Here is a 22,829-nt window from a genome sequence, read left to right on the forward strand (position 1 = left end):
CATATGTAGTCTGAATATGTTAAATTTAATTAAAAATATTAAACAATTACCTGTTAAACTATTTTATTTTTCGGGAATAATAATTGCTCATCAATGTCACAAAACTCACTATAGTAATGGTACTCAACGGCATAATAATCGCCGCTACCAATGGCAAGAGATTTCCAGTAATAGCAAAAGACAAACCAACTACATTATATAAAAGTGATAATATGAAGCTCATTTTGATAGTTGAAATGGCTTTTTGAGATAATTTTAAAAAATAATGGAGCTTTTTAAACTCTTTTGCATCCAAAATAGCATCACAGGCAGGTGAAAAAACATTCACATTCTCGGATATTGATACTCCAACGTTACTTTGTGCCAAAGCTCCAGCATCATTAAGCCCATCACCAACCATCATAACGTTTCTGCCTTGCTCTTGCAGCTCTTTTATGAACTGCAACTTTTGTTCTGGTTTTTGGTTAAAAATCATTTCTGTTCCTAAAGGTAAAATCGACTCTAACAAACCTCGTTCTCCCTCATTATCACCAGATAAGACCTTCACTTGGTACTGAGTACTTAATTTGTTGAATAATTCAGATAAACCCTCTCTATATTCATTATTGAAAATATATTTCCCGAAATACACTTCACCTATTTTTATATGAACAGCGGTCTGTTGTTGTATCGCCTCATTTTCTTTTGTACCAATAAACGCTGCAGAACCTATTTGCACAGAAACTCCATCAACCACAGCTTGAATTCCTTTTCCTGTAATTTCTTCAAAAAAATCTAGTTTTACTTTTTTGGCTTCTGGTAAAAAATCATACAGCATCCTACTCAAAGGATGATTAGAAGCACGAAGAACACTTTTAATTATTACTGAATTAAATTCATCCAATTCTTCACCCTCATAAGAAATATTCGATTTCATATTAGTCGTTATTGTTCCCGTTTTATCAAAAACAATCGTGTCAACTTTGGCTAATTGCTCTATGACCAAAGCATTTTTGAGGTAAAAATATTTGTTTCCAAAAATTCGCAACATATTACCCATTGTAAAAGGAGCTGTTAATGCCAAAGCGCAAGGACAAGCAACAATCAATACTGCCGTAAAAACATTGAAAGCGGTATTAGCATCAAAAAATATCCAATATCCAAATCCTGCAAATGCAATTAATAAAAGAATTGGTGTAAAATAACGACTGATGCTATCCGTAATAGTTTTGTGTTTTTGTTCAACCTTTTTCTGAAAAACATCATTGCTCCACAATTGAGTTAAATAACTTTGGGAAACCGAATGTAAAACTTCCATTTCAATCACTTTACCAATTTGCTTTCCTCCTGCAAAAACTTTATCTCCTGATTTTTTTGTAATTGGAACCGCTTCGCCAGTAACAAAACTATAATCGATTTCGGCTTTGTCAGATATTAAGATACCATCAACTGGAATTAATTCCTGATTGCGAATGAGCAAGCGATCGCCTTTTTCGATTTCATAAACGGGAATACTTTCTTCCGTTGTATCATTATTTATTTTGGTTATAGCGATTGGAAAATAAGATTTAAAATCTCTTTCAAAACTTAAAAAACTATAGGTTTTTATTTGAAACATTTTCCCTAATAACATAAAGAAAATCAAACCTGTCAGACTATCAAAAAAACCTGAACCATAATCCATCACAATATCAAAGGTGCTTCGTACAAACATTACTATTATTCCTAAAGCAATAGGAATATCGATATTAAGCATTTTGGACTTGATACTTTTATAAGCCGAAACATAATAACCACTAGCCGAATATAAAAATGAAGGCAGAGACAATGCAAAAATTAATCCTCTAAAAAAAGGACGATAATTATCCAACCAGAATTCTTTTACTTCAAAATATTCGGGAAAAGAAAGTAACATAATATTTCCAAAACAAAAGAAAGCAACACCAAGTTTGTATGTCAAACTTCTATCAATATTGTTTTTTCCGGTTTCGTAATTTTCTAAACTTATATAAGGCTCATAGCCTATTGAGCTTAAAATGTTGACTATTTCTTTAATGGAAACTATCTCAGGATTGTAGCTGATACGAACTTTTTTTTCAGGAAAATTAACTTGAGAAGTATTTACTCCTTTTTGAAGACGCTGTAAATTCTCCAAAATCCAAATACATGAACTGCAATGTATGTGTGGAATATTAAGCGAAATTATTGCCGTAGTATCTTCTTTAAATTCTAACAATTTCGAAACAATACTTTCATTGTCTAAAAAATCATATTTGCCTTTAGTATCTTGCGGAGTTGCTCCTGGTGATTTTTCAAAATCATAGTAACAAGTCAAATCGTTGAGACTAAAAATTTCGTATACCGTTTTGCAGCCATTGCAACAAAAATCTTTTTCATCAAAGACAATTTGTTCTTCTTTAATTATTTCTAAACCACAATGAAAACAGTTATTCTTCTCCATAAACAAAACTTAATTAAGGCATACAAATTTCATAAATAGATTATAGCAAAAAAATGACAAATATCATATAAATGTATAACTTTGTCAATGAAAATCCTATCCGTTATGAGTAAATGTGAACAATGTATTGTTAGAGAATTTAGTTCTTTGAAAGCACTAAATAAAGAAGAACTCATAAAAATTTCAGAATGTAAAACCTCAATGACAATCAAAAAAGGCGAAAACATTTTTGAAGAAGGCGAAAATGTAAACGGTATATTTTGTATCAAAGATGGCGTTTGCAAACTGACTAAATTGAGTCCAAACGGAAAAGATCATATTGTAAAATTAGTTACAAAAGGAGAATTACTTGGACAGCGATCTATGATAAGTGAAGAACCTGCAAATCTGAGCGCTATCGCATTAGAAGATATGCAAGTTTGTTTTATTCCAAAAAATGAAATATTAGGATTCTTTGACAAAAACAATCAATTTTCTATGAATGTGATGAAAACCATTTGCAGTGATTTAAAAACAGCAGATGATCACACGGTAAATATGGCTCAGAAATCGGTAAAAGAGCGATTGGCAGAGACTTTACTATATTTACATGAAAGCTTTGGTACCAATGCTGATGACACATTAAAAATGCAACTTTCCAGAGATGAATTAGCCAGCATGATTGGCACCGCAACCGAAAGTTGTATTCGATTATTATCTGATTTTAAAAAATTAGAATTGATTGAATTAGTAGGTAAAAAAATTATTTTAAAAGATATTAAGTTGCTTAAAAAAATAGCGGACTAATAATAGTAATCCGTTGGCAGTGGTCAGCTTGCAGAATTACATCTGATTCCTGCCTTCTGCCAACTGAACACTAAAGTTTCTTTGCTTCATTCCAGAAAACATCCATCTCCGCCAAAGTCATATCCATTAATGGTTTTCCTAATTCACTGGCTTTGCTTTCTAGATATTGAAAACGCTTAATGAATTTTTTATTAGTTCTTTCTAAAGCATCTTCTGGATTGATGTTTAAAAATCGGGCGTAATTGATCATCGAAAATAAAACATCTCCAAATTCGGATTCCATTTTGTCTTGGTCACCAACAGCAACCTCATCTTGCAATTCTTGTAATTCCTCTTGCACTTTGTCCCAAACTTGGTGTGGCTCTTCCCAATCAAATCCTACTCCTTTTACTTTGTCCTGAATTCTACTAGCTTTTACAAGTGCAGGTAAACTTTTTGGAACTCCTTCAAGAACTGATTTTTTTCCTTCTTTTAGCTTTAGTTTTTCCCAATTTTGCTTTACTTCTTCCTCATCTTTAACCACAACATCACTGTAAATATGCGGATGACGGTGAATGAGTTTTTCACAAATTTCATTACACACATCAGCCATATCAAAATCATTGGTTTCGCTGCCTATTTTGGCATAAAAAACAATATGCAATAATAAATCTCCAAGTTCTTTTTTTACTTCATTCAAATCGTTATCCAAAATCGCATCTCCTAATTCGTAGGTTTCTTCAATAGTTAGATGACGAAGCGTTTGCATGGTTTGTTTTTTATCCCAAGGGCATTTTTCACGCAAATCATCCATTATATCTAATAATCTTTCGAAGGCTTGGAGTTGATTTTGTCTTGTGTTCATAGTGTATTGGTTTTTGGTAAAAATAAGAAATCCTGTCAGGAAAACATCTTGACAGGATTAAAATATATTTTGAATAACTTTTAAAATTACTCTTTAGTTGCTTTTGCTTTTTTAGCAGGAGCTTTCTTTTCAGCAACAACCTCTTCCTCTACTGCTGGAGCTTCTTCAGTAACAACTGGAGTTTCATCAACTAATAATCCTTTTGCTTGAAGCGTATTATACCAGTTTACAATCTTCTTAACATCAGATGCATATACTCTTTCTTCGTCATATTCTGGTAATATTTCTCTAAAGTAAGTCAACAACGTTGCATTGTCTTCTTTATGAGAGATTGTCTGACCTTTGTTTTCTTTTTTTGCAATATTTTGCATGATTTCTGTCAAAGGTTTTTCAGCATCATAAGTATAAATAGAAATTTCAGACAATAGACTTACATTACTTTTTAAACTTACCGTTACTTTTTTTCCATCCAATAATGATTCAGCAACAAAACCTGTACGTGTTTGCACTTTTAAAACGTATAAACCTGGTTTTCCTGAAATCGATAATATTTTCTCTAAACTCATTTTATTTTTTCTTATTTATATTAAACGAATGTATAACTATCTTCCCTTTTTGGCAAAAAACTTCATTCTATAATCTTGAAATGTTTTCCCTTCGGTAATGTTTTTTAATTTTTTTTGAATTAATCTTTTTTTCAAAGATGATATTTTATCTGTAAATAAAATTCCTTCGATATGATCATATTCATGTTGAATAACTCTAGCAATCAAACCATCAAAAACTTCAGTTTTCATTACAAAGTCTTCTTCACAATATTCAATTGTAACGGTTGGCTTTCTGTATACATCTTCACGTACATCAGGAATACTTAAACAACCTTCATTAAAAGCCCATTCTTCACCTTCTTCTTTTATTATTTTAGCATTAATAAAAGTCTTTTTGAATCCTTTCAGCTTATTTTGCTCATTATCTTCTAGATCCTCGTCATCACTAAATGGTGTGGTATCAATAACAAATAAGCGCAATGATAATCCTACTTGCTCAGCTGCCAGACCTACGCCACTTGCATTATACATGGTTTCATACATGTTTGCAATAACTTCTTTCAAATTTGGATAATCCGGAGTAAGTTCCTCCCCTATTTTTCTTAAAACTGGATCACCATATCCTATAATTGGTAATATCATCTGATTTATTTTTATTAATAACTAGCGTAAATAAAGGAAAAAATCCACATATTTAAGGTGGCAAAAGTAGTAAAAAAATAGGTAATGATTTATCTCTCTATAATAATTAGCATATTTTTGTATTATTCATTAGATAGATTAAATAAAACCGTACAAAGACGTTTATAACTTATCTTTGCATTAAATCAAACTACATGCTTACCAAAATAGAAAAATTCACTGACAGTACCAATTTTTCCAATGCATTAAGAGTAACAATAGCAGCAGTAATTCCTGTATTAGTATGTAACTATTTTAATCACTTTGAAATCGGATTTACTATTGCTCTTGGTGCTTTTTTGACCTATCCATCTGATATTCCAAGTAGTTTGAATCATAAAATAAAAGGAATTATTGTCACTGCCTTTTTAATTGCGGGAGTAAATTTATCGATCAATCTCACGTATCCTTTTCCTTTTATTTTTTATCCGTTTTTCTCCATATTGGTATTCATTCTTGCCATGTTATCTGTGTATGGGCAAAGAGCTACTTTCACTTCATTTTCGGCATTATTAACAGCATCACTCTCTTTTTCACACATGCATACTGGATTAGAAATGATTCAATATTCGGCTCTGTTGCTTTCAGGAGGATTTTTTTATTTAATTGTTTCATTACTGTTCCATTTTATAAAACCATATCGTTATGCAGAATTACAAGTTGCCGAATGCATCAAATTAACATCAAAATACCTTAAACTAAGAGGCGATTTATGGAATAGTGCTGCCGACAGAAAAGTAATACTTGAAAAACAATTGCATTTGCAAGTTGAACTCAACGACATACACCATAATATCCGAAGAGTACTCATTGGAAAACAGTTGAATGCAGTTACTTCACATCAAAATCGAAAAATGCTTATTGTCTTTGTTTCTCTAGTAGAAATTTTAGAATTGGCTTTGTCCACTTCATTTGATCATAATAGATTGCATCAAAAATTCGAAAAGCACCCAAAGACTCTTGCTACTTATCAAAATCTGGCCTACAATCTGGCCTCTACATTAAAAGAATTATCCAAAAATATTATAAAGAGAACGAATTATATCCCTGAACATAAATTACGCAAGCATTTAGAAGCCTTGGAAACTGCTATTACTGACTATGAAAATGAATTAGGAAAAGCAGAAGCTTCAGAAGGCGTGTTAATGCTAAAAACGATGTTGGAATATGCTGAAAAGCAAATCGAAAAAATTAAAGTCATCGAACGTGCTTTTACATCAGTTTCTAACAAATATGATTTTAAAGGAAAAGATAAAGATTTAGATAGATTTCTAACTCCACAATATTATCCGATTAGTACTCTTATTGAAAACATCAGTTTTTCTTCAACTATATTTAGGCATTCTTTACGATTAACGTTTGCTCTTATTTTAGGTGGAATAGCTGGTAAATTTCTTCCTTTTCAAAATGTGTATTGGATTTTGATGACAATCATCATCATCATGAGGCCTGGCTATGGGTTAACCAAACAGCGATCCATACAGCGTGTCATTGGAACTATTATTGGTGGAATAATCGCATTTAGCATCTTGTCATTAGTACCAAATCATTTTGTATTAAGTCTTTTAGTAATACTTTGTATACTCCTAGGTTTTTCATTTACACAAATTAATTATACGGTTAGTGCTACTTTTGTAACTATGTATATTGTATTTATTTACGGTATTCTAACTACTGATTATTTTAATGTCATCCAATTTAGAATTGCTGATACTTTTACAGGAGCACTATTAGCCTTCTTTGCGAATCATTTTTTATGGCCATCGTGGGAATATATCAAAGCTCCAGAATACCTCGAAAAATCGATTATTGCAAATCGCAATTATTTAAAAGAAATCTTCATTTATTATACAAAAAAAGGAGAAGTTACAACCTCTTATCGCGTAGCCCGAAAAAATGCTTTTATTGAAATAGGAAATCTTATGGCTTCTTTTCAAAGGATGTCACAAGAACCGAAATCGAAACAAAAGAACATTGTATTGCTTTATAAATTGACCGAACTTAATCATTCTTTGCTTTCATCAACAGCTTCGTTAGGAACTTATACTCAATCTCACAAAACTACAGCTTCCTCTAGAGCACTAACCATTGTGGTCGAAAAAGTTCTCAAAAATCTGGAACAATCAGTTGCTCTTTTACAGAATGAAAGCATAATTGATCCTAATGAAATCTCTAATGAAGAAATAGCGAATCGATTTACCGAATTAAAAAACATTCGACAAAACGAATTAAAAGAAGGAAATGAAATAGATGAAGAAGATTTTGCTTTAAAAATGCAGGAAGCTCAATTGGTGATAGAACAATTAATTTGGCTAACTAATTTATCCGAGAGTATTCTAAAAAACACTAAAAAACTAATGGAGGATTAAGTAAAAAAGTAATGCCTGCTTTCGTTTTCAATTTGGAAACGAAAGCAGGCATTTTGTATTTAGTAATTTATTATTTTAGTTTTAAAACTTCCGCAGTTTGGTTTCTAAGTGTTGCCAAAAGTTCAGGATTTTCATTTAAAGCTTTCCCAAAAGATGGAATCATAGCTTTTACTTTTTCTTGTCCTTCAGCAGAATTAAATAACTCAGGGAAACATTTACTTACCAACTCAACCATAATAGAAACCGCTGTCGAAGCTCCAGGAGAAGCCCCCAATAAAACAGCTAAAGTACCATCGTTTGTATTGATAATTTCAGTACCAAACTCCAATTTTCCAATTAATTCTTCATCTTTTTTGATAACCTGAACGCGTTGTCCTGCTCTTTCCAATTTCCAGTCTTTGGTTCTGGCACCAGGAACATATTCGCGTAAAGCATTCATTCTGTCCTTTGGAGATTGGCGTACTTGCTCAATTAAATATTTAGTAAGTGGAATATTTTTATACCCTGCAACAATCATCGGAATTACGTTATCTGGTTTTATCGACAACGGTAAATCAGAATAAGATCCGTTTTTCAAAAATCGAGTAGAGAATCCTGCAAATGGTCCAAAAAGCAATGCTTTTTCACCATCAATCATTCTAGTATCAACATGTGGAACAGACATTGGTGGCGCACCAACACTCGCTTTTCCATATACTTTAGCTTGATGTTTGGCAATAACTTCTGGATTTGTACATTTTAACCATTGACCACTAACAGGGAAACCTCCGTATCCTTTTCCTTCAGGTACATTTGCTTTTTCTAATAATGGTAATGAACCTCCACCAGCACCAATAAAAACAAATTTAGTATACACTTTTTTCTTTTGACCTGAAGCTAAATCGGTGATTTTTATCCTCCAAGTTTTATCTTCTCTCTGTCTTAATTTATTGACTTCATGACTATAATGAATAGTAACATTATCCAACTTTGTTAAATAAGCAAACATATTTCTAGTCAACTCTCCAAAATTCACATCAGTTCCAATTTTCATTGAAGTTGCAGCTACTTTTTCATCTGGATTTCTACCTTCCATTACTAAAGGCATCCATTTTTCCAACACAGAAAAATCAGTACTAAAAATCATTTCAGAAAAAAGAGGATTCGATTGCAAAGTTTGAAACCTATTTTTAAGAAAAGCAACATTTGCATCACCCCAAACAAAACTGATATGAGGAACGCTTTTTATAAAATTTTCTGGAGATGAAACTTTGCCTTCTTGAACTAAATAAGACCAAAATTGTCTTGAAACTTCATATTGTTCAGCAATACTTATCGCTTTATTTGGATTTATTGTTCCATCAGCACTTTCCGGAGTATAATTAAGTTCACAAAAAGCAGAGTGTCCTGTTCCTGCATTATTCCAAGCATCAGAACTTTCTGCAGCAGCAACATCTAATCTTTCGTAAATATCAATCTTTAAATCAGGTTGTAATTCTTTTAAAATTAAACCTAGAGTAGCACTCATAATTCCAGCACCAATTAAGACTACATCGGAATTAGAACGTATTGTTGTATCTGACATTTTAGTATGTTTTTAAGGAGTTGCAAAAATAACTCTAAAAATCACAAAAAAAAATTATTTTTTAGTTACAAATCAATAGAATAACAAAAGTGTTTGTTAAATTAATGCCATTAATTTCTGTTCAGATAATCTTGAAGCATAATAGTCGCCGATATTTCATCAATAAGCGCTTTATTTTGACGTTGTTTTTTATTCAGTCCACTATCAATCATGGTTTGAAAAGCTATTTTGGAAGTAAAACGCTCATCAACCCGAATGACTTTCATATCTGGAAAATGATTGGTAAAATGAGTTACAAACCCTTTAATTATTGAAGCACTTTGAGAAGGTTCGCCGTTCATTTGTTTAGGTTCACCAATGAGCACTGCTTCTACTTTTTCTTTAGCAAAATAATCTTTTAAAAAATCAATGGCTGTGGCAGATGGGATGGTTGTCAATCCCGAAGCTATAATTTGTAATTCATCGGTAACAGCGATTCCTGTTCGTTTTTGTCCGTAATCTATGGAGAGTATTCTTGGCATTTTATAAAGAGGTTTTGTGTTTTATGAAACCGAAGATAATTATAATATCTTGCTCAACATCAATTTCATAAACACAGGTATAACCTTTAAAAACATAATCTCTTATATTCTCTTTTTTATAATAAATTGATTTTTTAAACTGAAAAGGTTGCTTTAAGTCTTTTCTTAAAGCTTTAATTAAATCACCTTTAAATTTTCTAGCAGCTTGAGGTTTATCTTGTGAAATGTATCTAACTTGTTCATTTAATTTTTCAATAAATCTTGTCTCAAAACTAACTTTCATATTCTGAAATTGTTTTTTCAAGAATTTCATCTAACTCCTCAAATGAGTAAAGCTTTGCAGTACCATTATGAATTTTTTCTAATGAGGCGTCTAATTCTCTTTTAATCTCGGTAAAAGTTTCATCTTCCTGGACTATTTTCAATTCATCTGAAGAAAATGAACTTAATAATTCTAAAATTTTTTCTTTTATGTTGGGCTGAAATTCTAATCTAATGGTTTCCATAATCCAAATTTTTAACATACAAATATATAACATTTTCAACAGATTTCTCTTTTTTGCTATTGGTTAAAAATGGTATATTTGCCAAAAATTTATCAAAAATGAACGAATTACAAACTATTATAGAACAAGCTTGGGAAAACCGTGCTTTGTTACAAGAAACAAAAACTACTGATGCTATCAGAGAGGTTATTGAATTATTAGACTCAGGAAAATTGCGTGTTGCTGAGCCAAAAGGAGACAGTTGGCAAGTAAACGAATGGGTAAAGAAAGCCGTTGTAATGTATTTCCCTATTCAAAAAATGGAAACATTAGAAGCTGGAATCTTTGAATACAATGACAAAATGTTATTGAAAAGAGATTATGCCGAAAAAGGAGTTCGTGTAGTTCCTGGAGCTTCTGCTCGTTATGGCGCTTATATTTCTAGCGGAGTAATTATGATGCCAAGTTACGTAAACATTGGTGCGTATGTTGATGCTGGAACAATGGTTGATACTTGGGCAACTGTTGGTAGTTGTGCTCAAATTGGTAAAGACGTGCACTTAAGCGGTGGAGTTGGAATTGGTGGTGTTTTAGAGCCATTACAAGCTGCACCAGTAATCATTGAAGACGGTGTGTTTGTTGGATCAAGATGTATTGTTGTTGAAGGTGTTCACGTTGGAAAAGAAGCTGTTCTTGGAGCTAACGTTTGTTTGACTGCTTCTACAAAAATTATTGATGTTACTGGAGAAACTCCTGTAGAAATGAAAGGTTTTGTACCTGCTCGTTCAGTAGTAATTCCAGGAAGTTATACTAAAAAATTCGCTGCTGGTGAATTTCAAGTACCTTGCGCTTTAATTATTGGAACCCGTAAGCCATCAACTGATTTGAAGACTTCGTTGAATAATGCTTTACGCGAATATGATGTAGCAGTTTAAAACTTTATATTTAATAGAAAAAGGGCTTAATTTTTAAAATTAAGCCCTTTTTTATATTTTGTAATAAACGAAAATTAATTATTCAATTTCTGAATTTTAATAAGTTTAGCATATTTCATATAAGTGAAAAAAGCTTGAATCATAGCCATCGAAAATCCGTCTAATCCATTCAAAAAACCTTTTTTAAAGAAATAACAACGTACAAATGACACAGTTCCATTCAAAACCGGTTTAAATGCCTTTACTCTCACTCCTTTATCAAAAAGTTGTTGTGCATGCCAACTTGAATATTGGTTTTTCTTAGTCATTAATTGCCCTAAATTCTCCCACGCATAATGATTTATATGAACATTTACATTAGTTTTATTCTTCCCTACAACTCTTTGATGCACTATATCTTTAGAAGGTGAAGCCGTTTTTTTATTAAACAGACGAATTGTTTTATCAGGATACCAGCCAGAAAAATCAATTAATTTTCCATCCATATAGTTGTACAAACTAAAAGCATATGCATCAAAATCTTTATTTTCATATTCTCCAGATAAAATAAATTTTTCAGCATCTTCTGCTAAAACTTCATCAGCATCAAGATTTAAAATCCAATCATTTTTACAATATGAAAGTCCAAAAATTCGTTGCGGTCCATCACCTAAAAATGGCTGTGAAATTACAACAGCTCCCTTTTCTTCAGCAATTTTCACAGTATTATCATTACTTAATGAATCAATAACTATTACTTCATCACATATTTTAAAAAGTCCATCCAAACATTTCCCTATATTCTTTTCTTCATTATAGGTAATTACTAATCCGCTAATTTTCATATAGTCATTTAAAATAATTTAAGCTTTCCTATTCTTAATTTCAACATAAATCTAAATAAATTATCTTCTCCCTTTACATCAATTCTTTTTATTAAAAAGTTATTTTTTAGCGGAAGACTATTTACTCTATTTCCTATTCTTAAACCATACTTTATACCATTTTGATGCATTATTTTTTCAAAAACACCAAAATCATTATTTTTTTTGGGATAATTCCCAAAAGGGTATGCTAAAACAGGTGCTATATTTAATTGATTTTCCTTTATAAAATTTTTAGATTTTACAAAATCACTTTCCAATTCCTCTTTAGACAAAGATGCATATCTTTTATGCTCAAAAGAATGATATCCTAATTCTATCAGATTACTATCCAACCCCTTTAATTGTTCAACATTCATTATTTTTTCTTTTCCTTCAATCCAATAATCATAATTACCAACGAAAGAAAATGGAATAAAGAATGTGGCTTTTAATTGGTATTTCAAAAGTAAAGGCACAGCATAAATAAGTTGACATTCTGTTACATCATCAAAAGTAATACTAACACTTTTTTTAGGCATTTCATCTAAATTATCTAAATCCTTAAAAAAAAAAGTTTTATAATTATTGTCAGATAAATATTTAAAATGCGATTCTAATTTTTGTTTAGAAATACTTAAATTTATTGATTTCGAATCATCCTCGACAACATTATGATACATCAAAATTGGCAACTTGGACATTATATCTTTTTTATATTTTTATTAACACTTCAAAAGTAATTTTTTTTTGCAACTAGCATTAACATATAATAGAAATTTTACCGATTTAACAAAAAAGAGTTGTTAAAATTTTGACAAGTAGAATTTCTAGCAATAATTTCATACAACAATAATTACTTTGTCACATATTCTAAAAAGTGTACTAATATAATTCCGTGTGATTTTTCCTTTATTAAAAGTAATTACTAAGCCACTAATTGTCATTATACTAATTTATTTATCATTACCGAATTATGCTTTTTTATCAAATAAATAAACCATTTACAATGCATCTCTAATAAATATCTTCAAATACTTTGTACTTTAGTGCCCTAAATAAGTTAATTAAATATGAAAATTTTAGTAATTCAACAAAAGAGAATTGGCGATGTTCTTACAAGTACGATTATAAGTAATAATTTAAAAATACAATATCCCGAATCTCAGATAGATTTCATGTGTTACACCAATAGTATTGATGTATTAATCGGAAATCCTAATATTGATACTATAATTCCTCTATCTAATAAAGTTAGAAAATCATACATTCCATTATTTAAATTCATTTTTGAAATTAGAGCCAAGAAATATGATATTGTAATTGATGTTTACAATAAATTAGAAACCAATCTAATCACCTTATTTACAGGAGCAAAAACTAAAATAGCGTATCACAAATGGTACACTTCATTATTCTATACCCATAATTTAAAACGCTTTGATAACAATACTAAACCTAAGTATGGATTTGCAATTGACAATAGACTCCTATTATTAGAGCCACTAAAACTGGACTCAACCAAAATTGATCCTTATCCTAAATTATTTTTAAGCCCAGAAGAAAACAAAGAAGCCATTTTACTTTTTGAAAAGCACAAAATAAACCCTAACAAGAAAGTAATAATGATAAGCTTATTGGGAAGCGAAAAAAACAAAACATACCCGCTTGAATACATGGCTCAAGTAGTAGAAGAAGTAGCTAAAGATAGAGATGTAGTTATCCTTTTTAATTACTTTGAAAGTCAAATTGAAGATGCAAAATTCATCTATAATTTATGCTCCACAAGCACAAAAGAAAAAATACATTTTGACTTATACGGCAAAGATTTAAAATCATTTATCACCATAATGAATCAGTGTTCTCTAATTATAGGTAATGATGGAGGAGCAATAAATATGGCAAAAGCACTAAACAAACCTGCATTTACTATCTTTTCCCCATTTGTAGAAAAGAATATATGGGCCACTTTTGAAGATGGATCAAAAAACATATCAGTTCATTTAAATGATTATAAACCCGAATTATTGTCAAATGTAAATCATGATGAGATAAAAAAAGACCATACTGTTTTATACAATCAATTTAACCCTGAATTATTCTTTGACAAAATTGATTTTTTTATAAATAGAAACTTATAAAAACTAAATTATAGTAGTGTAATCAATCGGTTATTTCCAAAATTTAAGTTGTTTTTTCAACCTCTTTTTTCTAGCGAATTTTTCTTGAAAATCTGAAGTTAATTTCCAAAGGGTGTCAAAAATCATTTTTTCAGATTCTCCTGATAACTTAGCGTACTCATTACTCATCACAGCTACCATTTCTTTTACAGGAGTTAGACGGCAAAGATTTTTCATTCGTAATTCAAAAGACATTTGTTCGTGAAAATTCATTCTGTTTAAATCTACTAAAAAGAATTTATAATGTCCTTCAGTACTTTTTCTAATTAATGTATTCCCTGGTGAATGATCCTTAAATTCAATTCCTTTTTGATGCAAATGATATGAAAATTGAGTAAACTGACGTAAAATGTTTTCATGATCGGGATAGTCTGGTATTTCAACCAGTTCTCTATATGTCAAATCACAGCTAAGATGTTCGCTTACATAATAACTATCTTTTAAACCTAACCAATTATAATTTTCTAAATACGCAATAGGCTGTGGTGTCCCAATTCCTTTTTCTAATAAAAGTGTTGCGTACTCAAATGATCGTCTTGCTTTAGATTTTCTAAAATACCTATAAGCAATTTTATTAATCAAATTAGGAATCTTAAATGATTTAATATTTATTGTTTTATCATTTAATTCAAATAATTTGATGACATTTCTTTTGCCATCACCAAAGAGAACACCTTCTATATTGAAGTTTTTTATAAAACTAAAAACCTCAGTTGTACTTGTTTTAAAAGCAATATTTATATCATATTTCATATATGGCAAATTTTTGGTTACAGGTCATATATGGTATCGCCTTTTATCTATTGGAGTTAGCTTGTGAGAAACTTATCCTTAGCAGCGATTTCATTATAAACGCTTAATTAACTTTCACCAAAAGTAGGTATTGCATTTTAGACTTCAAATTTTTAATGTATTTTTACACAAATTTCTGTTTATGTCCTACCCAAGTTGCACCTTAATTACGCCTACATATAATTGGCCTGAAGCATTAGAGCTACTACTTTTAAGTATTCTAAACCAAACAATTATACCTAACGAAGTAATAATAGCCGACGATGGTTCTAACGAAAACACAAAAGAATTAATAAAAAAATTTCAAAGCACATTTCCTGTTCCTTTAATTCATATTTGGCATGAAGACAATAAAAATCAGAAGCCAAAAATTATGAATAAAGGTATAGCCGCAGCAAAGTATGACTATATCATAGAAATTGATGGAGACATTATCATGAATAAATACTTTATAGAAGATCATTTGTCTTTTGCGGAAAAAGGAATTTACTTATATGGCTCTAGAGTAAATATTCAGGAAAACTTTTTACCAGAGCTTTTTTCAAAAAAAAATATTCATTTTAATTTTTTTTCAAAAGGAATTAAAAAAAGAGCTAGAACTATTAGAATTCCTTATTTGATGAATTTTGCAAAAATCACAACGGAGCGATCTTCAAAACTTAGGGGATGTAACATGTCATTTTGGAAAAGTGATTTTATTAAAATCAATGGCTTTAATGAGAATTTAGTAGGTTGGGGAATCGATGATTCTGAAATGATTCAACGCTTGCATAATATTGAAATTAACGGAAAGAGATTAAAAAACACAGCAATAGCTTATCATATATATCACAAAGAACAATCAAGAAGTCAACTTGACATCAATGACGAGATTTTAAAACAAACTACAGAAAACAAACTTACTTTTATCGAAAAAGGAATAAATCAATATCTATAATGTTTGACATAGCCGTAATCTTAATTAATTATAATTCAAGCGAACACAGTATCAATTGTATTCGTTCAATAATAGAAAAAACGTCAAACACACTTAATTATCAAATAATTATAACTGACAATTCATCTATTAGTGAAGATTATTTAAAATTAAAAACATTTTGTGATAATTTAAACTCCCCAAACCTTTTTCTTTATAGAAGCAAAATTAATACAGGTTTCGGAGGAGGAAATATGTTTGGCATACAACACGCAAATGCTAAATACTATGCTTTTGTAAACAATGACACCTTATTTATAAACGATTGTCTGCTAATTTTAAAAAACAACTTAGATACCAATCCTAGAATTAGTATTGCTGGTGCTCAAGCATATAAAGAGAATGGCGATTTTCTAGGTTCTTTGGATCATTTTGCATCACCAGCAAGGGAAATTTTAGGACGAAACTTTTTAGAACTTATAAATTCAAAAAAATACCCAAACCGAAAAAAAAAATATACTGAACCAACTCAGGTCAATTTCATATCTGGAAGTTTTATGTTTGTCAGAGCTAATGATTTTAATGAAATTGGAGGATTTGACACCAACATTTTCCTTTATTATGAAGAAACAGATTTATGTATTCGATTGAATAAAAAATCTAAATTCGCTTATTTAATCCCTGAAGCAGAGTTCATTCATTTTCATGGTGCCAGTACAACAAAATCTTTAGCTATTAAAAAAGAACTTAAAATTTCATTGCTTTACATTATAAGAAAGCATTATAGCTTTTTGGGATATAAATTAGTACACATATTTTTAATTGTGAAATATTTTTTTAGTAGTATTTTCAAACCTAAAAATTGGTCTTTATTTTATTTAATTTTAATTGGAGCTCCTTTGTCTAAATCACTAAAAACAGAACAAAAAATAGATTAATTTATAAAGCTCCTTACTATCGTTAATTAATATAACTTTTTAACAAGTTCCTAAGACAATATAAATCAAGATAATCAACTCCATTGAAGCAAATATTTTTATAGTATAAATAACAGAAAAACCTTGAATTAAAAACTACATTTGCATTAAATTTATGTGCTATAATTAATATACTTTTTTGATGAAAATAACGATCGTAAGCTATGATAATTGGGGATTTAACAACCATATTGTAACTAATTTACAAAATACAGGTCATACTATACAGCATATTAATTTTAGTAATTTTACTTATAAATATCCCAATTTTTTATATAGACTCTACAACTTTATTCTAAAAACTCTATTTAAAAAAAATCTTAAAACCATTCATTATGGAAAAGAAATACTAAAAAGACTAGAGAAAAACAATGAAATTCAAGATGTAATTTTAACAATAAAAGGGGATTTTATTGATCCTAAGAGTATATTGCATTTTAAAAATTATACTAAAAAATCAATTGCTTTTTTTAATGACAATACTTTTCGTTGCCCTAAAATAATCCGAGTAATCCCTAATTTTGATGAAGTCTATTCCTTTGAAAAAGAAGACTGTAAAAAATATAACTTGAAATTTTTAACCAATTGGATTTATGATAGTAAAATACCAAAAACTGAAGAAAGTAATTTCAAGTATCAGGTATTTAATATAAGCTCTATAGATAATAGATTACCAATATTATCCAAAATAGCAATTCATCTGTTTGAGAAAAAAATAAATTACAAATTCATAGTTTTTGATAAAAAAAACAAAAATAAAAGCAAAGACAAGAGTATTGATTTTACTCCAAATCACATCCCTTTGTCTGATGTCTATAATTACATTCACAATGCTAAAGTTTTACTAGATATCAATAGAAAAGGGCAATTGGGGTTAACTTTTAGAGTTTTCGAAAGCCTTGGATTAGAAAAAAAACTAATTACAACAAATCCGGATATTCAAAATTATGATTTTTACAATCCACAAAATATTTTAGTAATTGATGAAAAAAATCCAAATATACCATCAGAATTCCTGAATTCTAAATACCAAAAAATCCCCGAAAACATCCTAAAAAAGTACACTATAGAAGGATGGATAAATGAAGTTTTAAATTAATCCAACTATTACTTAAATCATATTAGTAGTAAATAATAAAGTATATTTGCTTTTTTTAATTTAATTCTTTTACAAACGCTTTATTACCTACTTTTTTCTAAAAAAAAACAATGAAAACACCTTTCAAATTAATAATACTCATTTTAATAGGATTCTCATCAAACGCTCAAAATATTACTGTTGGTTCAATTGATATGATAGAACAAAGAAGTCGAAACGAACAATTATTAGGGAATGGAAATCCTTTCGTTTCGTACACTTTAAGACCCCTAGCAATAGAATTGGTGGATTCTACACAAACCTCAGAAATAGGATCCAAAAAAATAATTACAAAAATTCTACCAATTACATTAAAACAACAGTACAATACTTTTGCACCTTATGGTTGGAATGATGGCGCTATGATTCCGGCAAAAGGATATCAAACTTATCTAAGCACTGGTATGTATGCTCAATATGGAATTTTGAGTGCACAATTAAAACCCGAATATGTATATGCTGCAAATCCTAATTATGAAATTTTTCCATTAACAGAATCGAATTATGTGCGTTTTTTTAACATCTATTATCAAAACAATACCGATATGCCTTTACTTTTTGGCGAAAAATCATACAGCAAATTAAATTGGGGACAAAGTAATATAAAAGTGAATATTAAAAAGTTCTCTATTGGTTTATCTTCAGAAAATTTATGGTGGGGACCTGGTATTAATAATTCATTAACAATGAGTAATACGGCTCCCGGCTTTTTACATTTCACTCTAAATACTACAAAACCTGTAGAAACTTTAATAGGAAGCTTTGAAGGTCAAATTATCTCAGGAAAACTAGAAGGATCTGGATTTTCTAGCCCAAAATCACAATTTATTATTGATGGTGTAGATTATGAAGTCCCTAAATCTAATGATTGGCGCTATATTAATGGTCTTTCTATAAATTACCACCCAAAATGGGTTCCCGGGTTGTTCATAGGCTTAAATCGAGCTATTCAGGTTTATCGTAATGACATGGGACATTCCTTCTCAGATTATATGCCAATATTTGATGCTTTCCAGAAAAAAAACCTAAATAATGAAGATGCTAAAAGAAGAGATCAAGTAGCTTCACTCTTTTTTAGATGGGCAATGAAAGAATCAAAATTCGAATTTTACGGAGAAACTGGCTGGAATGATCACTCTTCGACCATTTGGGATTTATATGACTCTCCTGAACACTCTAGAGCCTATTTGTTTGGTTTCAACAAATTATTCATGCTTAATAAATACAAAAACAAATATTTAAAGGTAAACTTCGAAACTACTCGTTTGGAACAAAGCGCAGATCGCATTGTAAGACCCGCAGGAGCTTGGTATGTGCATGATCTTGTAACTCACGGATACACTAATGAGGGGCAAGTTATAGGGGCAGGTATAGGTCCAGGTGGTAATGTACAAACTTTAGACTTTAGTGTTTGGAAAAAAGATAAAGTATGGGGAGTACAACTAGAACGTTATGCTCATAATATGGACTTTTATTATGATGCCTATACCGATTATGACCACAAATGGGTGGATTTAAGATTAAATACTTATGCTTATCGAAAATTTGGCAATTTAGGTGTTCAAGCAAAACTCAACTTTGCCCAAATGAGAAACTTCCAGTATCAATATGGAGACAATAAAATAAACATGCAATTCCAAGTTTCATTACAATATCAATTATAAAATCATGAAAAGATTGTAGTTAAAAATATCTTTTTATTCCATTTAAAAGAAAGCATACTATGAAAACTTCTGTTGCCATGTGTACTTATAATGGTGAAAAATACATTAAAGAACAATTAGAAAGTATTTTAAACCAAACCTTCTCCATTGATGAAATAGTCATATGTGATGATGGATCAAAGGATAAAACTATTGAAATTATAACACAAATTCAAATAGAAAATCCTAATAAAATCTTTTTACATAAAAACAAAGAAAATTTAGGCAGCACAAAAAATTTCGAAAAAGCTATAACTATTTGCAGTGGCAATTATATTTTTTTAAGTGATCAAGATGATATTTGGAAAGAAACTAAAGTCGAGAAAATCATTAAATATTTTTTAGAGAATCCATCAACTGAGGCAGTTTTTACAAATGGGGATTTAATTGATGAAACTAACCAAAAAATCAACATTCATACACTATGGGATTCTGTTTTCTTTTTGGAAAACCAATTAGAAAAGCCAATCAGTTTATTAAAACTGATTAGTTCTAAAAGAAATATGGTAACTGGTGCTACACTTTGTATCAAAAATGAAACGAAAGAATTGATTTTGCCTTTTCCAGACATAAAAAAATACTATCATGACGAATGGATTGCCATTATTATCGCTTCAAGAAAAAAATTAAATTATATAACGGAGGAACTTATATCCTACAGAATCCACTCAGGACAACAAATCGGTGGAAAAAGTAGCACTACAAACAAAACTATCCAAAAACATCTAAAAATCAGTAATTATATCCTAGGTAATACTGTTCCGAAATCATATCAAGATTTTGATCAATTATCAAAATCTTATTTTCGTAATTATTTAAAATTCAAAAATATTTCCGACAACATAAAAAATGGCTGTTCCGTTAATTTTAAAAAAATAGCGAATACCAACCTAGAATTATTTAAAAAATGCAATGATTCTTTAAAAAAAGCCAATCCAATTTTTTATTTTTTCAGGAATTTAATTGATAAAATAAGAGGAAAAAGACAATTAAATTAAAACAAAATGGACATCAATCAAGAAATAATTAACGCATTCGAAGTGATAAAAGAAGGCGGAATCATACTCTACCCTACCGATACCGTTTGGGGAATTGGTTGTGATGCAACTAATCCTGAAGCTGTTGCCAAAATATACAAACTCAAACAACGAGCAGAAACTCAAAGTATGATTTGCCTAATGAATGGCGAAAAAATGATCTACAATGTTTTTAAGGAAATCCCAGAAGTAGCTTGGCAAATTATGGATTTTTCCGAAAATCCGACAACATTAGTTCTAGACAAACCGCGAAATGTAGCTCCAAATATTATCGCTCCCGACAATACTTTGGGTATTCGTCTTGTCAAAGAGCCTTTTTGTTTCAAATTGATGGAACGCATGAAAAAACCATTGGTCTCTACTTCGGCAAATATTTCTGGTCAGCCTACTCCAAAAAGTTTCAAAGAAATTAGTCCCGAAATTATAAAAGGCGTTGACTATGTTGTAAATTTGCACCGCGATAAAATTGCTGGAAAACCGTCTACAATTATTAAATTGACTAATGATTCACAAGTCAAAGTAATTCGCAAATAGTTTGCAGTATTCAGTTTTCAGTTTTCAGTTAAACAACTTTAAACTTTAAACTCTAAACAAAAATCATGAATTACAAAGAAGCCTTAAATAATAAAATATTCGAAGTCATTTCGGAAGCATCCCAAGAACTTAATGTTGAAAGTTATGTGATTGGTGGTTTTGTGCGCGATTTACTTTTAAACAGAAATTCAAAAAAAGACATTGATATTGTTGCAGTAGGAAGCGGTATCGAATTAGCCTTAAAAGTATCCGATTTACTTCCTAAAAAACCAAAAGTTCAGGTTTTTAAAACGTATGGAACTGCAATGTTGCGTTTTGAAGATACCGAAATTGAATTTGTAGGAGCCCGAAAAGAATCTTATAATCTTGATAGTCGAAATCCTATTGTAGAAAACGGAACGCTTCAAGATGATCAAAACAGACGTGATTTTACAATAAATGCATTGGCTTTATCGCTAAATTCAAATAATTTTGGTGATCTTTTAGATCCTTTTGATGGAATAACTGACTTGACCAAGAAAACCATAAAAACACCTCTGGATCCAGACATCACTTTTTCTGATGATCCATTGCGAATGCTTAGAGGAATTCGATTTGCCACACAATTAGGCTTTGAAATAGACCAAAATTCATTAGATTCTATTACCAAAAATGCCGAGCGTATCAAAATTATTTCTGGGGAGCGTATTGTCGAAGAATTGAACAAAATTCTTTCTACTGATAAACCTTCCGTTGGATTTTTATTGCTGTATAAAACTGGCCTTTTGGATATTATTCTTCCTGAGCTAACGGCTTTGAATCAGGTAGAAGAAATAGAAGGTCATACACATAAAAATAATTTTTATCACACTCTCGAAGTGGTTGATAATATTTGTCCAAACACTGATGATGTTTGGTTACGCTGGTCGGCTTTATTGCACGACATTGGAAAAGCTCCAACCAAACGTTTCAACAAAAAACAAGGCTGGACCTTTCATGGACATGAATTTCTTGGTGGAAAAATGGCAAAAAAGATATTTGAACGCTTACACATGCCATTAAACCACAAAATGAAATTTGTACAAAAAATGGTTATTATGAGCTCCCGCCCTATTGTTTTGGCGCAAGATATTGTTACCGATTCAGCAGTACGTCGTTTGGTTTTTGATGCCGGTGAAGATGTTGAAAATCTAATGACACTTTGTGAAGCCGATATCACCACCAAAAACCCAAATAAATTCAGGAAATACCATAGCAACTTTGTAATTGTTCGTAAAAAAATTGTAGAAGTTGAAGAACGTGACCATGTCCGTAATTTCCAACCACCAATTTCGGGGGAAGAAATTATGGAGATTTTTAATTTAAAACCTTCCCGCGAAATCGGAATGCTTAAAGAAGCAATTAAAGAAGCAATACTTGAAGGAGAAATCGCCAATGATTATGATGCAGCTTATGAATTTATGATGATGAAAGCAGCAAAATTAGGATTGAAAAAAGTTTAACTTTCGTTTATTTTATTTCTATTATAAAAAAGATAATTTCACAAAACACACTATTC

Annotated in this window: 22 protein-coding genes; 11 read left to right on the plus strand and 11 right to left on the minus strand. The window is 30.3% G+C overall.

Annotation, left to right across the window (positions count from 1 at the left end):
- Positions 1-58 precede the first annotated feature (58 nt).
- On the minus strand, positions 59-2,440 hold the full coding sequence (locus ACUN3A_RS03410; protein WP_445549952.1) for a heavy metal translocating P-type ATPase: 2,382 nt from the start codon (positions 2,438-2,440) through the stop codon (positions 59-61).
- A gap of 105 nt (positions 2,441-2,545) precedes the next feature.
- Between ACUN3A_RS03410 and ACUN3A_RS03415 the strand changes: the two genes are divergently transcribed.
- The gene (locus tag ACUN3A_RS03415) at positions 2,546-3,226 is read left to right on the plus strand and encodes a Crp/Fnr family transcriptional regulator (RefSeq protein ID WP_445552806.1); all 681 of its coding nucleotides are present in this window, start codon (positions 2,546-2,548) and stop codon (positions 3,224-3,226) included.
- A gap of 70 nt (positions 3,227-3,296) precedes the next feature.
- On the opposite strand, the gene mazG is transcribed toward ACUN3A_RS03415, so the two are convergent.
- From mazG to def, 3 genes are all read right to left on the minus strand, one after another.
- A complete protein-coding gene (gene mazG, locus ACUN3A_RS03420) occupies positions 3,297-4,070 on the minus strand; it encodes a nucleoside triphosphate pyrophosphohydrolase (protein WP_445549953.1) in 774 nt (257 codons plus the stop codon).
- A gap of 86 nt (positions 4,071-4,156) precedes the next feature.
- A complete protein-coding gene (locus tag ACUN3A_RS03425; protein WP_445549954.1) occupies positions 4,157-4,636 on the minus strand; it encodes a DUF5606 family protein in 480 nt (159 codons plus the stop codon).
- Positions 4,637-4,672: 36 nt separating this feature from the next.
- Positions 4,673-5,260, minus strand: coding sequence for a peptide deformylase (gene def / locus ACUN3A_RS03430; protein ID WP_445549955.1), 588 nt, complete (start codon positions 5,258-5,260; stop codon positions 4,673-4,675).
- Positions 5,261-5,454: 194 nt separating this feature from the next.
- Between def and ACUN3A_RS03435 the strand changes: the two genes are divergently transcribed.
- Positions 5,455-7,668, plus strand: coding sequence for an FUSC family membrane protein (locus tag ACUN3A_RS03435; RefSeq protein WP_445549956.1), 2,214 nt, complete (start codon positions 5,455-5,457; stop codon positions 7,666-7,668).
- Positions 7,669-7,738: 70 nt separating this feature from the next.
- Here ACUN3A_RS03435 and ACUN3A_RS03440 read toward each other — a convergent pair whose 3' ends face one another.
- The 4 genes from ACUN3A_RS03440 to ACUN3A_RS03455 form a co-directional block, all read right to left on the minus strand.
- Positions 7,739-9,232 (minus strand): malate:quinone oxidoreductase, encoded by a 1,494-nt coding sequence (locus tag ACUN3A_RS03440; protein ID WP_445549957.1) that lies wholly within the window; start codon positions 9,230-9,232, stop codon positions 7,739-7,741.
- Between the two features lie 110 nt (positions 9,233-9,342).
- A complete protein-coding gene (gene ruvX, locus ACUN3A_RS03445; protein ID WP_445549958.1) occupies positions 9,343-9,753 on the minus strand; it encodes a Holliday junction resolvase RuvX in 411 nt (136 codons plus the stop codon).
- 1 nt (position 9,754) lies between these two features.
- On the minus strand, positions 9,755-10,036 hold the full coding sequence (locus ACUN3A_RS03450) for a type II toxin-antitoxin system RelE/ParE family toxin (protein WP_445549959.1): 282 nt from the start codon (positions 10,034-10,036) through the stop codon (positions 9,755-9,757).
- Positions 10,026-10,259: a hypothetical protein gene (locus ACUN3A_RS03455; RefSeq protein WP_445549960.1), complete on the minus strand. Its 234-nt coding sequence runs from the start codon at positions 10,257-10,259 to the stop codon at positions 10,026-10,028. Before ACUN3A_RS03455 ends, ACUN3A_RS03450 begins: the two co-directional genes overlap by 11 nt.
- Before the next feature lie 98 nt (positions 10,260-10,357).
- Here ACUN3A_RS03455 and ACUN3A_RS03460 point away from each other — a divergent pair, with 98 nt between their 5' ends.
- The gene (locus tag ACUN3A_RS03460; protein ID WP_445549961.1) at positions 10,358-11,173 is read left to right on the plus strand and encodes a 2,3,4,5-tetrahydropyridine-2,6-dicarboxylate N-succinyltransferase; all 816 of its coding nucleotides are present in this window, start codon (positions 10,358-10,360) and stop codon (positions 11,171-11,173) included.
- Between the two features lie 74 nt (positions 11,174-11,247).
- Here the strand turns inward: ACUN3A_RS03460 and ACUN3A_RS03465 are convergent, their stop codons facing one another.
- Positions 11,248-11,997 (minus strand): glycosyltransferase family 2 protein, encoded by a 750-nt coding sequence (locus ACUN3A_RS03465; protein WP_445549962.1) that lies wholly within the window; start codon positions 11,995-11,997, stop codon positions 11,248-11,250.
- An 8-nt stretch (positions 11,998-12,005) separates the two neighbouring features.
- Positions 12,006-12,719: a polysaccharide deacetylase family protein gene (locus ACUN3A_RS03470; protein WP_445549963.1), complete on the minus strand. Its 714-nt coding sequence runs from the start codon at positions 12,717-12,719 to the stop codon at positions 12,006-12,008.
- 369 nt (positions 12,720-13,088) lie between these two features.
- On the opposite strand from ACUN3A_RS03470, the gene ACUN3A_RS03475 reads away from it, so the two are divergent.
- The gene (locus tag ACUN3A_RS03475) at positions 13,089-14,156 is read left to right on the plus strand and encodes a glycosyltransferase family 9 protein (protein ID WP_445549964.1); all 1,068 of its coding nucleotides are present in this window, start codon (positions 13,089-13,091) and stop codon (positions 14,154-14,156) included.
- A 30-nt stretch (positions 14,157-14,186) separates the two neighbouring features.
- On the opposite strand, the gene ACUN3A_RS03480 is transcribed toward ACUN3A_RS03475, so the two are convergent.
- On the minus strand, positions 14,187-14,948 hold the full coding sequence (locus ACUN3A_RS03480; RefSeq protein WP_445549965.1) for a lipopolysaccharide kinase InaA family protein: 762 nt from the start codon (positions 14,946-14,948) through the stop codon (positions 14,187-14,189).
- A gap of 181 nt (positions 14,949-15,129) precedes the next feature.
- On the opposite strand from ACUN3A_RS03480, the gene ACUN3A_RS03485 reads away from it, so the two are divergent.
- The 7 genes from ACUN3A_RS03485 (at position 15,130) to ACUN3A_RS03515 (ending at position 22,773) form a co-directional block, all read left to right on the plus strand.
- The gene (locus ACUN3A_RS03485) at positions 15,130-15,924 is read left to right on the plus strand and encodes a glycosyltransferase family 2 protein (protein ID WP_445549966.1); all 795 of its coding nucleotides are present in this window, start codon (positions 15,130-15,132) and stop codon (positions 15,922-15,924) included.
- Positions 15,924-16,841 (plus strand): glycosyltransferase family 2 protein, encoded by a 918-nt coding sequence (locus ACUN3A_RS03490; RefSeq protein WP_445549967.1) that lies wholly within the window; start codon positions 15,924-15,926, stop codon positions 16,839-16,841. The genes ACUN3A_RS03485 and ACUN3A_RS03490 overlap by 1 nt, the downstream gene beginning before the upstream one ends.
- A gap of 181 nt (positions 16,842-17,022) precedes the next feature.
- The gene (locus ACUN3A_RS03495) at positions 17,023-17,979 is read left to right on the plus strand and encodes a hypothetical protein (protein WP_445549968.1); all 957 of its coding nucleotides are present in this window, start codon (positions 17,023-17,025) and stop codon (positions 17,977-17,979) included.
- A 110-nt stretch (positions 17,980-18,089) separates the two neighbouring features.
- The gene (locus tag ACUN3A_RS03500) at positions 18,090-19,682 is read left to right on the plus strand and encodes a capsule assembly Wzi family protein (protein WP_445549969.1); all 1,593 of its coding nucleotides are present in this window, start codon (positions 18,090-18,092) and stop codon (positions 19,680-19,682) included.
- Between the two features lie 59 nt (positions 19,683-19,741).
- Complete coding sequence (locus ACUN3A_RS03505; RefSeq protein ID WP_445549970.1) at positions 19,742-20,719, plus strand: glycosyltransferase family 2 protein; 978 nt, start codon at positions 19,742-19,744, stop codon at positions 20,717-20,719.
- Positions 20,720-20,725: 6 nt separating this feature from the next.
- Positions 20,726-21,292: an L-threonylcarbamoyladenylate synthase gene (locus ACUN3A_RS03510; protein ID WP_445549971.1), complete on the plus strand. Its 567-nt coding sequence runs from the start codon at positions 20,726-20,728 to the stop codon at positions 21,290-21,292.
- A 65-nt stretch (positions 21,293-21,357) separates the two neighbouring features.
- Complete coding sequence (locus ACUN3A_RS03515) at positions 21,358-22,773, plus strand: CCA tRNA nucleotidyltransferase (protein WP_445549972.1); 1,416 nt, start codon at positions 21,358-21,360, stop codon at positions 22,771-22,773.
- The last annotated feature ends 56 nt before the right edge of the window (positions 22,774-22,829 follow it).

The organism is Flavobacterium sp. WC2509 (assembly GCF_052683105.1).

Excerpts from the sequence above, each read along its gene's own strand:
- mazG (WP_445549953.1), bottom strand. The coding sequence starts at position 4,070 with ATGAACACAAGACAAAATCAACTCCAAGCCTTCGAAAGATTATTAGAT.
- ACUN3A_RS03495 (WP_445549968.1), top strand. The coding sequence starts at position 17,023 with ATGAAAATAACGATCGTAAGCTATGATAATTGGGGATTTAACAACCAT.
- ACUN3A_RS03490 (WP_445549967.1), top strand. The coding sequence starts at position 15,924 with ATGTTTGACATAGCCGTAATCTTAATTAATTATAATTCAAGCGAACAC.
- ACUN3A_RS03410 (WP_445549952.1), bottom strand. The coding sequence starts at position 2,440 with ATGGAGAAGAATAACTGTTTTCATTGTGGTTTAGAAATAATTAAAGAA.
- def (WP_445549955.1), bottom strand. The coding sequence starts at position 5,260 with ATGATATTACCAATTATAGGATATGGTGATCCAGTTTTAAGAAAAATA.
- ACUN3A_RS03500 (WP_445549969.1), top strand. The coding sequence starts at position 18,090 with ATGAAAACACCTTTCAAATTAATAATACTCATTTTAATAGGATTCTCA.
- ACUN3A_RS03425 (WP_445549954.1), bottom strand. The coding sequence starts at position 4,636 with ATGAGTTTAGAGAAAATATTATCGATTTCAGGAAAACCAGGTTTATAC.
- ACUN3A_RS03470 (WP_445549963.1), bottom strand. The coding sequence starts at position 12,719 with ATGTCCAAGTTGCCAATTTTGATGTATCATAATGTTGTCGAGGATGAT.
- ACUN3A_RS03440 (WP_445549957.1), bottom strand. The coding sequence starts at position 9,232 with ATGTCAGATACAACAATACGTTCTAATTCCGATGTAGTCTTAATTGGT.
- ACUN3A_RS03510 (WP_445549971.1), top strand. The coding sequence starts at position 20,726 with ATGGACATCAATCAAGAAATAATTAACGCATTCGAAGTGATAAAAGAA.
- ACUN3A_RS03480 (WP_445549965.1), bottom strand. The coding sequence starts at position 14,948 with ATGAAATATGATATAAATATTGCTTTTAAAACAAGTACAACTGAGGTT.
- ACUN3A_RS03450 (WP_445549959.1), bottom strand. The coding sequence starts at position 10,036 with ATGAAAGTTAGTTTTGAGACAAGATTTATTGAAAAATTAAATGAACAA.
- ACUN3A_RS03415 (WP_445552806.1), top strand. The coding sequence starts at position 2,546 with ATGAGTAAATGTGAACAATGTATTGTTAGAGAATTTAGTTCTTTGAAA.
- ACUN3A_RS03465 (WP_445549962.1), bottom strand. The coding sequence starts at position 11,997 with ATGAAAATTAGCGGATTAGTAATTACCTATAATGAAGAAAAGAATATA.
- ACUN3A_RS03485 (WP_445549966.1), top strand. The coding sequence starts at position 15,130 with ATGTCCTACCCAAGTTGCACCTTAATTACGCCTACATATAATTGGCCT.
- ruvX (WP_445549958.1), bottom strand. The coding sequence starts at position 9,753 with ATGCCAAGAATACTCTCCATAGATTACGGACAAAAACGAACAGGAATC.
- ACUN3A_RS03515 (WP_445549972.1), top strand. The coding sequence starts at position 21,358 with ATGAATTACAAAGAAGCCTTAAATAATAAAATATTCGAAGTCATTTCG.
- ACUN3A_RS03475 (WP_445549964.1), top strand. The coding sequence starts at position 13,089 with ATGAAAATTTTAGTAATTCAACAAAAGAGAATTGGCGATGTTCTTACA.
- ACUN3A_RS03455 (WP_445549960.1), bottom strand. The coding sequence starts at position 10,259 with ATGGAAACCATTAGATTAGAATTTCAGCCCAACATAAAAGAAAAAATT.
- ACUN3A_RS03460 (WP_445549961.1), top strand. The coding sequence starts at position 10,358 with ATGAACGAATTACAAACTATTATAGAACAAGCTTGGGAAAACCGTGCT.
- ACUN3A_RS03435 (WP_445549956.1), top strand. The coding sequence starts at position 5,455 with ATGCTTACCAAAATAGAAAAATTCACTGACAGTACCAATTTTTCCAAT.
- ACUN3A_RS03505 (WP_445549970.1), top strand. The coding sequence starts at position 19,742 with ATGAAAACTTCTGTTGCCATGTGTACTTATAATGGTGAAAAATACATT.